Raw genomic sequence first — 13,135 nt, 5'->3', positions numbered from 1 at the left:
TTATCTATCAAGCGCTAACAGCTATTGATTTGGTAGCAAATTGCCGCTGCATCACTGCAGGCGGCGGGCCACCTCGGCGTCCAGCGATCCCATGAAGGCCTCCACCGCGCGGGTGTAATCGCTGTCCAGGCCCAGTTGGGCGTTGATTTCGCCATGGTCCAGGTCCTGCGGCAGCACCTCGGCGCGGCCGCCCTGGTGGCGCACATGGCGGGCCATGGCATCGGATTGCCGGCAGGGGTCGTCCGCACGCTGGGCCGAGCACACCATCTGCATCGGCGGGGCGCCCGCCGTCCATTGGTGCAAGGGCGACATGGCCACCCAATATGCTGGGTCAGCGCCGAATGCGTCGTCATACAGCGGCAGGTGCGGGGCGCGCATGCGGGCGGGCACGTTCATCATGGCGCTGTCGAGTGACACCGTGCCCAGCCACGGCCAGGCGCCTTCGCGCAGTGCCTGCGGGGCGCGGGCATTGAGCAGGGCCACCAGGTGGGCCCCGGCCGAGTGGCCCATGAGGATGAAGCGGCTCGGGTCTCCGCCCCAGGTGCCCGCGCGCTGCTGCGCGGCCATGAGGGCGGCCTGCACATCGCGCTCCTGCACGGCCACGGGGGCATCGGGCAGCATGCGGTAGTTGATGGAGATGAGGATGAAGCCCTTGGGCACCCAGCGGTTCACCTTCTCCTGCACCACGCGGCCCATGGCCTTGTCGCCATGCCGCCAGCCGCCGCCGTGCACCATGAAGATGACCGGCGCGCGCACCGCGCTGGCCACCAGGCTGTTGGTTCCTGTGGTGGGGCTGGTGGGTACATACACGTCCATGCGCTGCGCCGGGTCGGCGCCGTAGGGCACATCGGCGATGCGCTGCACGCCGGCGGCCAGCGTGGCCGGTGCGGCGGCGGCCTGCTTCTGCGCGATGAGGGCGCGCAGGCGGCCGCCGTTCTGCGCGGTGGTCTGGGCCTGCACGCTGGCGGTGGTCAGCGTGAGGGCAGCCAGGGCGGTCATGGTCAGAAGATGGCGTGGGGACATGGCGAGGCTCCTGAGGTCAGAGGGTGGCAAGCGGTAGCTGGGTCCAGAGGGCGTCAAGGCCGCGTTGGACAAGCCAAGGCCGTGCCGCTCGCGTCGTGGCAGGTGGCGCTGCGGCTCCAGCCGTTGTCCTTGCTGTAGCTGCTTTGCGCCTGCACGCTGTTGCCGGTCGTCGCGTTGGTGGCGGTGGTGCTGCGGGCCTGCGTCACGGTGCCGTCGGCGTTGCGGCTCGCCCCGCCGCTGCTCTGCAGGCTGCCCTGGGCATTCTGGGCGGACACGGTGCCGCTGTGGCTGGCGCTGCCGTCTGCACTGCGGGTGGTGCTGCCCTGGCGCTCGGCCACTCCGCCCTGCGCACCCACGGCGGCGCCCCGGCCCGTCACGCTCGCGTTGCCCTGCCCATCGGTGGTGGCTGTGCGCCCGCGCAGCACCGCGCCATTCGGGCCGTTGCGGGCCACACCGGTGCGGGCGGTGGTGCTGCCATCGGCGTTGTGTTCCACGTTGCGGCGGGTGCGGGCCTGCGCTTCGGTGGGGGCGGCCAGCGCCAGCACGGCGCTCAGCCCCAGGGTGGTGAGGGTGGAGAACACCGACACACCCGCTGCCAGTGCGGGGCGTTGCAGCAGGTCGTTGTCAGCGGGGCGTGTCGGCAAAGGCATGGTGGTCAACTCCTTGGGGTTTGCCTGGGGGGGTTGCATGGCTGTACTGTGGGTCCCAGGTGTGAGCCATTGATGGCAGGAATCCGCCGATGTATGACAAACCATGACAAACGCCTGCGGCCCCGTCATCCCTTGTCATGGCTGGGGGTGCGTGGCCCGCGCCAGCGCCTACCATTGCCACCACGCCGCCTTCACCTGCCACGTTGCTCCCTGCCCATGACCGACACCCTGGCCAAGATCCTGGTCGCCGATGACGAGCCCGACCTGCGCGCCCTGCTGCAGCGCTACCTGAGCGACCAGGGCTACGCCGTGCGCACGGTGGAGGGCGCGGGCCCGCTCGACGTGCTGCTGCAGCGCGAGAGGTTTGATGTGCTGGTGCTGGACGTGATGATGCCGGGCGAAGACGGCCTGGCCATCTGCCGCCGCCTGCGTGCGCAGGGCGAGACCATTCCCATCCTGATGCTCACCGCGCGTGGCGACCCGGTGGACCGCATCGTGGGCCTGGAAATGGGGGCGGACGACTACCTGCCCAAGCCCTTCAACCCGCGCGAGCTGCTGGCCCGCATCCAGGCCATGGTGCGCCGCCAGCGCATGCTGGGCGCGCACACCGGGCCCCTGGGAACGCACGGGCGCCTGACGTTCGGCGACTTCGTGTTGCTGCCGACTGAACGGCGGCTGGAGCGGGCGGGCGCGAGGGCCGGCGAGGACGTGCCCCTCACCACCGGTGAATTCGCCCTGCTGCTGGCCCTGGCCCAGAACCCTCAGCGCCCGCTGGGCCGCGACCGGCTCATGGCCCTGGCCTATGGCCCCGACCACACGGCCACCGACCGCAGCATTGACGTGCAGATCATGCGGCTGCGCAAACTCATCGAGGCCGACCCGGCCCAGCCGCGCCACATCCGCACCGTGTGGGGCGTGGGCTATGTGTTCGTGCCCGATGGCGCCGCGCCCGCCGGAGGGCGGCAGCCATGACGGCACCCGCAACCCCCGCCCGCCGCCACGGGGAGCTCTGGCCGCGCAGCCTGCTCGGGCGCAACCTGCTGCTGATGGCCGTGCTCATCGTGCTGGGCCAGCTGGTGGCGGCGGTGCTGGTGCGGCAGATGATCTTCCAGCCCCGCGTGGCGCAGGTGGCCGATGGCGTGGCGCGCAATGTGGCCGCGCTGCGGGCGGGGCTGCAGGCGCTGCCCCCGGCGCAGCGTGGGGCGTTTGTCGAGGCGTTCAACCGGCAGGCCGTGTTGTCCGCACCGCCCGTTGCGCCGGAGAGCGCAGCGCGGCGCGCGCTGCTGTCGCCTCTGGAGCGGCAGTTTGTGTTGGCCGTGTCGCGCCGTCTGGGTGCGAACGATGCTGCGACACAGCCGCCGCAACCGACGCAACCGCTGTGGCGCCGCGACAGCACCGGCGTGCTGTCCCTGCGTGTGGTGCACGAGGGCGCGGAGGGGGCCGAGAGCTATTGGCTCAACCTGCCCAGCGTGTTCCCCACGCGCGAGTTCACCGGCGCCTGGCTCATGGCCACGCTGGCCAGCATGCTGCTGGCGCTGCTGGGCGCGTGGTGGCTGCAGCGCCACATCCACCAGCCGCTGGCCCAGGTGGTGGCGGCGGCGCGGCAGCTCGCGCGGGGCCAGACACCCGCGGTGCTGCCCGAGGCCGGGCCCGAAGAAATCGCCACCGTGGGCCGCAGTTTCAACCAGATGGCGCAGAGCCTGGCCGCCGCCGACCACGAGCGCGCGCTGATGCTGGCCGGTGTGTCGCACGACCTGCGCACGCCGCTGACCAAGCTGCGCCTGGGCGTGGAGATCGCCGGGGCACAGGTGGATGCGCCGCTGGCGGCCAGCATGGCGCGCAGCATCGACGAGATGGATGCGATCGTGGGCCAGTTCCTGGACTTTGCGCGGGTGGGCGCTGACGCGGGCGAGGCCGAGGCGCCCGCCACCGCATCGCTCAACGACCTGGCCCAGGCCGTGGCCGAAGCGCAGGCCGACCACGGCCGTGTGCTGGCGCTGGAACTGGGCGGCCTGCCCAACCTGCCCGTGCGCCCGCAGGCGCTGCGCCGTGCGCTGGACAACCTCGTGGAAAACGCCTGGCGCCACGGCGCCGCCCCGGTGGTGCTGCGCACGGGCGGCAGCGCGCAGCAGGCGTGGATCGAGGTGGCCGACCACGGCACCGGCATGGACGCCAAAGAGCTGGACCACATGCGCCAGCCTTTCGCGCGGGGCGGCGGCGCGGCGCGCGCGGGTGTTCCCGGGGCCGGGCTGGGCCTGGCGATTGCCGAGCGCGTGGCGCGCGCCCATGGGGGAGCGCTGGAGCTGCACAGCGCGCCCGGCCAGGGCCTGCGCGCGCGGCTGGTGCTGCCGCTGGCGGGGCCGGCCGCTGCGGCTTAGCCCCCAGGGGAATAGGGGCGCAGAATCTGAATGAAATTGGCCGCCAGCGATGGATGGATAAGCGCCAATAGCTACTGAATTTGTAGCGAGTTTGCCGGGCGCAGCACCCTGTGCTGGCCCTGGCCTTCGTCGCCCAGCCGGAACACCGATACCACGTGCACCAGGTCTTCGGCCTGCACCTTGAGGCTGCCGGCGGCGGCGGCCATTTCTTCCACCAGCGCGGCGTTCTGCTGCGTGACCTGGTCCATCTGCGTCACGGCCTCGCCCACCTGGGCCACGCCCAGCGACTGTTCATGGCTGGCAGTGCTGATTTCGCCCACGATGTCCGTCACGCGGCGGATGGCGGTCACCACCTCGTTCATCGTGGTGCCCGCGCGGTCCACCAGGGCCGTGCCCTGCTCCACGCGCTCCACGCTGGCGCTGATGAGGGCCTTGATCTCGCGCGCCGCCTCGGCGCTGCGCCCGGCCAGCGAGCGCACCTCCGACGCGACCACCGCGAATCCCCGGCCCTGTTCGCCCGCGCGGGCCGCCTCGACGGCGGCGTTGAGCGCGAGGATATTGGTCTGGAACGCGATGGAGTCGATCACGCCGATGATGTCCGAGATCTTCTGCGACGAGGCGTTGATGCCCTGCATGGTGTCCACCACCTGGGCCACCACCTCGCCGCCCTGCACGGCCACGGTGCTCGCGCTGTGGGCCAGCGTGCTGGCCTGGCGCGCGCTGTCGGCGTTCTGGCGCACGGTGGAGCTGAGCTGCTCCATCGACGCGGCGGTTTCCTCCAGCGCGCTGGCCTGGCTTTCGGTGCGGGCCGACAGGTCGCTGTTGCCCTGCGCGATCTGCACGCTGGCCGTGGCCACGCTCTCCGATCCGTTGCGCACCTGGCGCACCACCTGCGTGAGCTGGGCGCGCATCTGCATCAGGGCCTCCAGCAGCTGGCCGACCTCGTTGGTGCCGTGGGCCAGCGCGCTGCCGCTCAGGTCGCCCTGGGCCACGGCGCGCGACAGCGCCACGGCCTGCGAAAGCGGCCCCGTCATGGAGCGCACGAACACCAGGGCCATGGCGCTGGTGGCCGAGAGCGTGACGGCGAGGGCGAGCGCCACCCACAGCAGCCGGCGCTGCAGCGCGCTCACGCGGTCTTGCAGGGCCTGGTCCAGGCTCGACAGCGACTGTGCATTGAGCGTGTTGAGCGCATCGATGGTGCGGGTGAACGCGTCAAAGTAATCCTTGGAGGCGAACTTGAGCTCGCCGGCGTTCATCACCTCGCGCTCGGCCAGCTGCAGCGACTGCTGGATCTGGCCCTGGATGGCCTGCACCCCGCTGCCCAGCGCCTGCTTGAACTGCGCATTGCCCTGCAGGGCGCGGCCGAGGCCGCGGAAGGTGTCGGCCTGCAGCTCCGCCACCCGCTGCTGCAGCACGAGCAGCTGGCCCTTGCCCTGGGGCGAGAGTTCGCCACGGCCGAGCGCCCCGGCGCCCTGGGCGCGCAGCATGCCCAGGTTCTCGCCCAGCTGCGGCGCCTGCACCAGCGATGCCTGGATCAGCGCATGCGTCCGTGCCTCGGGGTCCACCTGCAGGCCGTAGGCGTGCACCAGCGACTCGGTCAGCTGCAGCAGCGCGGCGATGAGCTGGGTGTGCTGCGCCGTGCTTTGCGCCAGCCCGATGCTGCGGGCGGCCACCGCCTGCTCCAGCGTGCGCCAGGCCTGCTGGGCATCGGTCCAGGCGGCCATCTGCTGCGCCGGCACCTGGGCTGCCGCGAAGTGCGCGGCGGCGTCGGCCAGGGCTTTTTCCACCGCGTCGCGGGCGGCGGGGCGCCGCGTCGCCAGCGACTCGTCGCCGCCGAACATGCCCGCCGACAGCCCCCGGTGCACCTGCACCAGCTGCACCACGCGGGTCAGCGCCTGCGCGGGCGGCACGCCCCGGGCCTCCTGCCGGGCGTGGCCGATGGCGCGCAGCGCATCGGACACATACAGGTATGTGGGAAGCGCGCTCATCATCAACCCGATGGTTCCCAGGATGAGGAATTTCTCGAGCAGGTTCAGTCGGTGAAGCAGTGACATGGCAGAAGACACGCTGGGCGTGCGGGTAGGGAAGGCCGGGTCGGCGGGGGCGGCCATTGCCCCGGCTGGGCGGGCCCGGTGTCGCAGGGGCCCGCAGAGTTGTTACGCAATGTAGGCAACTGTCGCCCGCAGGGTTTTGACTCAGGTCAAGATGCGGGTGCGCGCGCCTTCGAGGGGGGCGGCCCGCGCACCGCCCCGCGCCGCCAGCCAGGGGCTGGAGAATAATGGCCCACCAACTCCCGTGGAGCACCCCGGCATGCAATCCCTCACCCTGCGTTTCCTGGCGTCTCAAAGCACCTTGCCGCAGGCGGGGCGGGTGCCCGGCGGCACCGTGCTGCGCTGGGTGGACGAGGCGGGTTTTGCCTGTGCGAGCGCCTGGGCCAAGGGCCCCTGCATCACCGAGTTCGTGGGCGGCGCGCACTTCGTGCGCCCCATCCGCCCCGGAGACCTGGTGGAAGTGCATGCGCGCCTGGCCTTCACCACCGAGACCGGCATGCACTTGGCCGTGGAGGTGCGCAGCGGCGGCATCCATGGCGAGCCGCAGCACGAGGTGCTGCATTGCGTGGCGGTGTACACCGCCGTGGACGCCGATGAGCAGCCCCGCGCCATCGACAGGTGGAGCCCCGAAACCCCGGGCGACATGGCCTTGGCGCAGCGGGTGAAGGCGCATGTGGAGGCCGCGCGCGCGGCGCAGTGACGGGGGCGGGCGGCGTTGTTCCGCCCGCCGGTGGCCTTCGGGCCCTGGCAACGCGCGGCAGGCCCCTGCCCCTGGAGGGCTGCGGGTGGGGGCGCGGCGTGCCTCACCTCACGCCGGGGCTGGGGCCTGGATCGTTGCCCGCAACGGCCCGCCCGCGCTGCCACGCCTGAGCGCGGTCGCGTGCGTCCACCTCCGCGGTCGCCTCGGTCAACACCCTGAAGCTGGCCGCATCCGCCCGCGCCAGCGGCTCGCCCTGGTACCACACCCGCCGCGCATCGGCCGCGTAGCCCCGCCCCAGGGCGCGCAGCGTGGCCATGTCGGCGCCCTGCAAGGGGCGGAGCACCGGGTGCGGGCCCCGGTTCGGCTGGTTGACCTCGATGTGGCCGTGCCAGGCGTGCGCGCGGTCGCGGGCGTAGCCGGGATCGTCTTCGTCCATCAGCGCAAAGCTTGCGCCGTGGCTGCCGGGGATGTCGGCATGCTCGAAATAACCGCGCTGCGCATCGCGCGCGAAGCGGGGGCTGAGCGGCTCGAAGCTGGCCGCATCGCGCACTGCGAAGGGCTGGCCCCGGTCGTAGGCGCGGTGCCGGTCGCGGGCATGGCGGTGGGCCAGCACGCGGTAGCTGGCCGCGTCGGCGCCGGGAATGGTGGCGATGCGCAGGTGCTGGTAGGCCCAGTACTCCTGCGCCTTGCGGTAGGTGCTGCAGTAGTAGACCGCGCGGCCGTCGCGCGCCTCGTGCTCCGACAGCGCCTCGAACGTGGCGCCCTCGCTGCCCTCCACGGCACTGCCCCGGCAGTAGCCTTGCCGCGCGTCGCGCCCGAAGTGCGGCGAGAGCGGCTGGAACGTGGCCGGGTCGGCCGGGGCGAAGGCCGCGCCGCCGTAGGTCCAGGCGCCCGCCCAGCCGCGCTGGTAGCCCGTGGCACTGCCGTCGCAGCCGCACAGCGCGGCCAGCGCCCCGAGCGCCAGCGCGCAGGCGCGGGCGAGCCCGGTGGTAGCCGACCCTGTCAGCGCAGGCGTGCGGACCCGCATGGGGAACGTGGACAGGCACTCACGGCGCGGTGCGCGGCGGGCTTATGGCACCGGCACGACCCGCAGCGCGGGCGGGTACGGCTCCACGCGCAGGCTGTCGTGCGCCAGCACGCTGATCCTGGCGCGGGGGGCCAGCTCCAGCGCGCCGTCGGTGCCCTTGCGCGGGGCGTATTGCCAGAGGCTGAGCGCGCCCTTGGCGGCCAGGGCCTGGCCGATGGCGGCCGCCTCGGGGCGCGGGGCCCTGGCCTCGTCCGGCGGCACGGCGACAAGGATCTCGTCGCGCACCGTGACGATCTTGAACAGCAGGGGCGTTGCGGTCTGGGCCATGGCAGTGACGCAAGAGATGGCCAGTGCGGCCGCCAGGCAGGCGGCGGCGCGGGCGCGAAGGCGGGGCGTGGTGGGGGTCATGGGGCTTTCTGGCTAGTGCTGCAGTTGTGCCTGCGCCTGCATCGTACGCGCCACGTGGGCATACATGGCGCCCCAGGCCTCGCGCGTGGCGGGGGTGAAGGCACCGCCCAGCGCGTCGGACAGCGTCTCCAGCAGGGCGGCGCCCACCGTGTCGTAGTGCGCGGCCTGCACGCCGTAGCCCGTGTGGCGCTGGCCCAGGGCGCGCAGCGCGGCGTCCAGCCGCTCGGGGTGGTCAAGCAGGCGCACGGCATCGCCGATCATGTCCAGCAGCTTGCGTGCCTGCACGTGCATGTCGGACGACCCGAACAGCCCCTGGATGGCCGGGTCGCGCGCGAACAGCTTCGAGTAGAAAAGCGCGCCGGCCTGCGCGGCGACGGGCGCAACCTGCGCAAAGCTCTGGCGCACGAGGTGGATCTGTTCGGGGGACATGAAGATTTCCTTGAAACGGAAAGAGTAGAAAAGCAAGGCTTGCGAGGCCCGGGCGATATAGCGACCGATGGCGATCCATTGGTTGCGCATCGCGCCGATGTGAAGTGCTAGAGGCAGCCTTGTTCAAAGGCTGTGGCTCACCTTGCGTCGCATCACCAGGCCGGTGCCCGCCATAAAGGCGGCCAGCAGCAGCACGCCCCATTCGCCCAGAGTGGGCACTGGGTTGACACCGCCCGCTGGCACCACAGGCGGCAGACCGGTGACTAGCCAAGTGCCTGTAGTTGGGGGATTGCCATCGATGCGACTGCCGGAAGTGCTCAACGTACCTGAGCTGCACACGCCGTTATGGGGGTCGTTGACTTGCAGGCATTCATAGTTGTGCAGGACGAAGTTGCGCAAAACCATCATGTCATAGCGATCACCTACGGCATGGGGGGACGGTGTTGGCCAGTGGATGAAGATGAGCATGGCATCGGTGAATACGCCATTGGCATCGGTCATCGCGACGGCTTGGTACAGGGTGTCGCCCGCAGCACTGGAATAGCTGGTTAGTCCGTCCGAAAACGCGAAGCCCGTAATCAGTGCGGAAATGTCGCCATTGTTGAGACCTGCCGGCAGGGGCAGCGCCGTGGTAAACGAACCCGACTGGAACATCGCTGTGGTGAAGTTGCCGCAGTTGCCTACAGTGCAGTTGGTGTAGTTTTGCACGGTGGGCGCGGTATAGGGGTTGCCGGTATAGGTGTAGGTAGCGGCCCAGGCGCTCACCTGGACGCAGAGCACGGTCAACAGCAAAAGAGTTTTTTTCATGGCGAAGTAGGTTTGTAAAAAATGCCTTGAGGGAGCGTGTAGCAAGCGCAGCAGCTATTTTTTGAGAAGTAACTCTCGCCGTCCGCGCAGGGCGATGCCGAGCAGGCCCGTGGCTGTGAGCAACAAGGCAAACGGGTTGTCCACGGGCACGGACTGCACGCCGCCTGGCCCCGGGATGTCACTCGTCCAGCCGCCGTTGCCGTGGGCAAAGGCGTGGCTGGTGGCACCGTCGTCCGCGAAGGTATTGCAGATGTCGGGGCTGAACAGGGAAACGCAGGGTCGGTTGAAGTAGCTGGCAAAGTTGACCGACATGTAGCTCAACCGGTCGGCTGCGCCATGGCTGGCGGTTTGCCACCGCTGGAACACGAGGTCGGTATCGACAATCTGGCCCGCTGCGTCGGTGGAAACCATGGCCTTGGCCAGCAGGGTGTTGGTTCCGTTCATGCTGTAGCTGGTCACGCCGTCGTTGAAGTCGTACGAGGTGAGGTAGGGCGTGATGTCCAGGCTGCTCTGATTGGCTGGCAGCGGCTGGTTGGTGGTGAAGTGACCCGTCTGCCGCATGGCCGTGCTGAAGTTGGCGCAGGTGCCGGCGGAGCAAGGTGCTGTGTAGTCCAGCGGGCTGGCGTAGGTGGGGCCGGTGAAGGTGTAGGTAGCGGCCCAGGCACCAGCGTGGACGAAGGTGGCCAGGGCCAGGAGGGCAAGGTGCTTTCGCATGGGGCGGCGGGGATGTTCAGGTCTGAAGCACGAAAAAATTGCCCTGGCGCTTGCCAGTCAAGCACACAAAGCTATGCTTTCAGGAGCAATTTCGCGTCTGCCGTCCAGTCTATGGACTCCCCCGCCGCTGCGCCCCACCCCTGGGGGTGGGATTTGGACGGGCGGGCTTTGCGCGCCGGCACAACCATCCGCTGGCTTGCACCCCGGTTGATCCGGGATGCCGGATTGTTTGTGGATGCGCCTATCCCCAGGGGTGGGGCGCCGGGGGACTTGGCTTCCTAAACTGATTTCCAGTGAAACAGTCGGATTCAAGAGCCATGAAAACTCTCAAGATAGCAAGCAGATGGATAGAAAAGGCGAGACACGTTGCCGCCGGCATTGCAGCCGCCGCCGCGTTCTGCGCGGCAACGCTGCCCGCACAAGCGGCCGCTATCTATGGCCCGCCAGATTTGCAGGCCAATAGCGCCAGCAACGCCCCCAACGTTTCGACAGCGGCCGTGAGCGCGGACTTCAACAACGATGGCTACCCCGACCTGGCGGTTCTCAACAGCGAAACCGACCAGCTTCTCATTTACCTAGGCACCCCCATTGGCGGCCTGGCGTTGAAGCATGATTTCAACAATCTGGTGTTCGGTCTGCAAAAAGCCAACGGTATCTCCGCTGGCGACATCGATGGAGATGGAAAGATTGATTTGGTGATTACCGACAACCTGGGCGTATCCGTATTGAAGGGCTCAGGAAACAGCAATGGGGATTTCAGTGCTTTTGTTCCGCAGCGGCCAGGGCTTGCGGATGCGAGTGACTATGGCGCTTCAAACCCCATGCTCGCCGACTTGAACCATGACGGAAGATTGGACATCGTTGTCGCTGTGTACGATCCCGGAAGTTTCGGTGGGACCCATTATTTTGAGGTTTTGCAGAATATCGGCTTCGGTAATTTCCTTTTGGTGGGGCAGCATGAGGTGACCTACAGCGGCCTAGCCACTTATAAATCTACGCGCGACTCACAGTTGGCCGACATTGACGGCGATGGGCAGCTTGACCTGGTTTTTGTAGACGATGTCTTGGGCACGACGGTTTCATGGCTGAAAGGCGCAGGTAGCGGAGCATTCGCACCCCAGGCGCCACTTCTTGGTGTAGGCGCGGGCGTGGGCGTTATCAGCGATCTAGAAGTCGCTGATGTCGATGGCGATGGCAAGTTTGATCTGCTCATGCAGAACTATTACGGCGAGGGCGTATGGCTGGCCAAAGGCGTTGGCAACGGCATATTTCTACCGTCCGCCCAGCTTTTCGCCACGGGGATTTCCGGCGGAGGCGGCCGTGACATGGGGCGAGTCATCGTCGCCGATGTGAATGGCGATGGCCGGCTGGACGTGATCTCCGATGGCTATGTGGGATTGCAGCAGGCCAACCACAGCTTTGTATTGAATGAGCATATCGGCTATTCGGTCACGCGCATGCTCGCCGCCATTGATCTGAATCGCGATGGCCGCGCCGATCTCGTGGCGTCAGGCCCGGGGGCCGGAACAATTGCGGTTTTCAAGACCATTGCCCTTGCTGCTTCGTCCATCGTGACGACCGGCACGCCGCAGAGCACCGTTTTCAGTACCCCTTTTGCGCAACCCCTGTCGATCAAGGTGCTCGACAGCAATGGCGTGGGCGTGCCGGGCTTGGCGGTGAGCATGACCCCGGTGAACCCGGGGCCCAGCCTGCCCATCGCGTCCACGGGCTCGGGCACCACCAATGCGCAAGGTGTCTTCAGCTACACCCCGGTGGCCAATGGCGTGATGGGTTGTTATCAGATGAAGGGATTCATCACCGGCCTGGGCAATGTGCCGCTCTTCAATTTGTGCAATACCAACACGGACAGTCTGGCGGTCACGGCGGGCAACAACCAGACCACGCTGGTCAACACGGCCTTTGGCACGCCATTGCAGGTGCGGGTGACCGACGCCTCGAACAACCCGAAGGCCGGCGTCACGGTGACGTTCGGCGGCCCCAGCGTACCGTCGCGCGTGGTGCTGTCGTCGTCCACGGCCGTGACGGATGCGAACGGGTTCGCGGCGGTCACGGCCACCGCCACGGGCAAGTCTGGCGCCTACAGTGTCAGTGCCACGGCGCCTGGCACCACCGGTGCCTCTGTCAAGCTGTCGAACTCCGCACCGGCCGGCGCCGCCGCCGCCATTGCCTTTGACGTGTCCACGCCGCAATGGACGTATGTCACCAAGCCGTTCTCGGCACCCGTCACGGCGCACGTGCAGGACTTTTTTGGCAACCCGGTGCAAGGCGCAACGGTTGTTTTTGCCATCACGACCGATCCGGTCTCGGGTGCCACGGCGAGTTTCTCTGCACTGACGGCGGTGACCGATGCCGCAGGCAACGCGCAGGTGAGCGGGACGGCCAACGGGCTTGTCGGCACCTACTCGGTGAAGGCCAGCGTGCAGGGCAGTGCGCTGGTCAGCCCCCAAACCCGTCTGCTGAGAAACGTGGCCGATCTGCCCAAGTTCATGACCACAGTGAGCGGCACGCCCCAAAGCACGCCGATCAATACCACCTTTGCCCAGAAACTGCGCGTGAAAGTCACTGGCTGGGACGGCAGCAACACGCCGCAGGTGCGTGTCTATTTCATCACCTCCGGCGGGGTGGTGCTGTCTGCGGAAAGCGCGCTGGCCGATGCCGGTGGGTTCGCGGAAGTCACGGCCACCGCTGATGCCACGGTGGGCCTGCACCAGGTCAGCGCCATTGTGTACGACACCGTGCTGGAGCAACCCATCACGCAGACGTTTGCCTTGACGAACATCGCGGGATCCATCCCGCCCGGCGGTGGCGGTGGCCCTGTGTCGGTGCCCGCGAACAGTCCGCTGGCACTGATGGGACTGTCCCTGGCCATGCTGGCCCTGGTCCGGCGCCGCATGGGGCGGTAACGCGCCCCCGGGGGCCGAGGGCCT

The 13,135-nt window shown here is 68.6% G+C and carries 12 protein-coding genes; 4 read left to right on the top strand and 8 right to left on the bottom strand.

What is annotated here, in order from left to right:
• Positions 1–51: 51 nt before the first annotated feature.
• Together ACAM51_RS13070 and ACAM51_RS13065 are read right to left on the bottom strand one after the other, a co-directional pair.
• The gene (locus ACAM51_RS13070) at positions 52–1,023 is read right to left on the bottom strand and encodes an alpha/beta hydrolase (RefSeq protein WP_369643753.1); all 972 of its coding nucleotides are present in this window, start codon (positions 1,021–1,023) and stop codon (positions 52–54) included.
• Positions 1,024–1,076: 53 nt separating this feature from the next.
• Positions 1,077–1,673, bottom strand: coding sequence for a hypothetical protein (locus ACAM51_RS13065; protein WP_369643752.1), 597 nt, complete (start codon positions 1,671–1,673; stop codon positions 1,077–1,079).
• Positions 1,674–1,889: 216 nt separating this feature from the next.
• On the opposite strand from ACAM51_RS13065, the gene ompR reads away from it, so the two are divergent.
• Positions 1,890–2,645, top strand: coding sequence for a two-component system response regulator OmpR (ompR, locus tag ACAM51_RS13060; RefSeq protein ID WP_369643751.1), 756 nt, complete (start codon positions 1,890–1,892; stop codon positions 2,643–2,645).
• On the top strand, positions 2,642–4,051 hold the full coding sequence (locus ACAM51_RS13055; protein WP_369643750.1) for an ATP-binding protein: 1,410 nt from the start codon (positions 2,642–2,644) through the stop codon (positions 4,049–4,051). The genes ompR and ACAM51_RS13055 overlap by 4 nt, the downstream gene beginning before the upstream one ends.
• A 71-nt stretch (positions 4,052–4,122) precedes the next feature.
• Here the strand turns inward: ACAM51_RS13055 and ACAM51_RS13050 are convergent, their stop codons facing one another.
• Complete coding sequence (locus ACAM51_RS13050) at positions 4,123–6,105, bottom strand: methyl-accepting chemotaxis protein (protein ID WP_369643749.1); 1,983 nt, start codon at positions 6,103–6,105, stop codon at positions 4,123–4,125.
• A gap of 256 nt (positions 6,106–6,361) precedes the next feature.
• Between ACAM51_RS13050 and ACAM51_RS13045 the strand changes: the two genes are divergently transcribed.
• Positions 6,362–6,802, top strand: coding sequence for an acyl-CoA thioesterase (locus tag ACAM51_RS13045; RefSeq protein WP_218297101.1), 441 nt, complete (start codon positions 6,362–6,364; stop codon positions 6,800–6,802).
• Between the two features lie 103 nt (positions 6,803–6,905).
• Here the strand turns inward: ACAM51_RS13045 and ACAM51_RS13040 are convergent, their stop codons facing one another.
• The 5 genes from ACAM51_RS13040 to ACAM51_RS13020 all read right to left on the bottom strand — a co-directional run bounded on the left by ACAM51_RS13040 (position 6,906) and on the right by ACAM51_RS13020 (position 10,187).
• Positions 6,906–7,829 (bottom strand): DKNYY domain-containing protein, encoded by a 924-nt coding sequence (locus ACAM51_RS13040; protein ID WP_369643748.1) that lies wholly within the window; start codon positions 7,827–7,829, stop codon positions 6,906–6,908.
• 42 nt (positions 7,830–7,871) lie between these two features.
• The gene (locus tag ACAM51_RS13035) at positions 7,872–8,237 is read right to left on the bottom strand and encodes a hypothetical protein (protein WP_369643747.1); all 366 of its coding nucleotides are present in this window, start codon (positions 8,235–8,237) and stop codon (positions 7,872–7,874) included.
• A gap of 12 nt (positions 8,238–8,249) precedes the next feature.
• Complete coding sequence (locus ACAM51_RS13030; RefSeq protein ID WP_218297104.1) at positions 8,250–8,666, bottom strand: globin domain-containing protein; 417 nt, start codon at positions 8,664–8,666, stop codon at positions 8,250–8,252.
• 123 nt (positions 8,667–8,789) lie between these two features.
• On the bottom strand, positions 8,790–9,473 hold the full coding sequence (locus tag ACAM51_RS13025; protein ID WP_369643746.1) for an IPTL-CTERM sorting domain-containing protein: 684 nt from the start codon (positions 9,471–9,473) through the stop codon (positions 8,790–8,792).
• A gap of 54 nt (positions 9,474–9,527) precedes the next feature.
• Positions 9,528–10,187, bottom strand: coding sequence for a hypothetical protein (locus ACAM51_RS13020; RefSeq protein ID WP_369643745.1), 660 nt, complete (start codon positions 10,185–10,187; stop codon positions 9,528–9,530).
• Positions 10,188–10,504: 317 nt separating this feature from the next.
• Between ACAM51_RS13020 and ACAM51_RS13015 the strand changes: the two genes are divergently transcribed.
• Positions 10,505–13,111, top strand: coding sequence for an FG-GAP-like repeat-containing protein (locus tag ACAM51_RS13015; protein ID WP_369643744.1), 2,607 nt, complete (start codon positions 10,505–10,507; stop codon positions 13,109–13,111).
• The last annotated feature ends 24 nt before the right edge of the window (positions 13,112–13,135 follow it).

The organism is Acidovorax sp. A79, assembly GCF_041154505.1.
Classification (GTDB): Bacteria; Pseudomonadota; Gammaproteobacteria; order Burkholderiales; family Burkholderiaceae_C; genus Acidovorax.
Note: the sequence above shows the minus strand (reverse complement) of the source record. Positions and strands in the feature narration are given on the sequence as shown.